Annotated in this window: 1 protein-coding gene; it reads left to right on the forward strand. The window is 67.1% G+C overall.

Annotated features, from left to right (window positions below):
* Nucleotides 1–13: 13 nt before the first annotated feature.
* Nucleotides 14–735: helix-hairpin-helix domain-containing protein (locus CK944_RS22400; protein WP_239986223.1), on the forward strand; the 722-nt coding region annotated here is incomplete at its 3' end.

The following is a 735-nucleotide window of genomic DNA, read 5'->3' on the forward strand; positions in this document are numbered from 1 at the left end:
GATGGCGCAGGTGATGACCCCGGATACCCACAATCCTACGGAGGTTCTGGCCGGGCCGGTCGAGCGGGTGACCTTCCACAGTCCCGAGAGCGGCTTTTGCGTGCTGCGGGTCAAGGCGCGCGGGCACCGGGACCTGGTCACCGTGGTGGGCCATGCCGCGATGATCTCGGCGGGCGAATGGATCACCGCCTCGGGTGTCTGGCTCAACGACCGCACCCATGGCCTGCAGTTCAAGGCGCAGTTTCTCAAGGCCTCGGCGCCCTCGTCCGTCGAGGGCATCGAGAAGTATCTCGGCTCCGGCATGATCCGGGGGATTGGGCCGGTTTATGCCCGACGGCTGGTGAAGGCCTTCGGCACCGATGTCTTCGATGTCATCGAGGCCGAGCCCGAGCGCCTGCGCGACGTGGGCGGCATCGGCCCTGTCCGGGCCGCCAGGATCACCGCCGGCTGGGCGGACCAGAAGGTCATCCGCGAGATCATGGTCTTTCTCCATGGGCATGGCGTGGGCACCGCGCGAGCGGTGCGGATCTTCAAGACCTACGGCACGGATGCCGTGCAGGTGATGAGCGAGAACCCCTACCGCCTGGCCCGGGACATCCGCGGCATCGGCTTTCGTACGGCAGATATCATCGCCGAAAAGCTCGGGATCGAGAAGACGGCCGCCATCCGCATCCGGGCAGGCGTGTCCTTTGCCCTGAGCGAGGCCATGGGCGACGGCCATTGCGGACTGCCGCG

The organism is Paracoccus sp. SY (assembly GCF_002901215.1).
Lineage (GTDB): Bacteria > Pseudomonadota > Alphaproteobacteria > Rhodobacterales > Rhodobacteraceae > Paracoccus > Paracoccus acridae.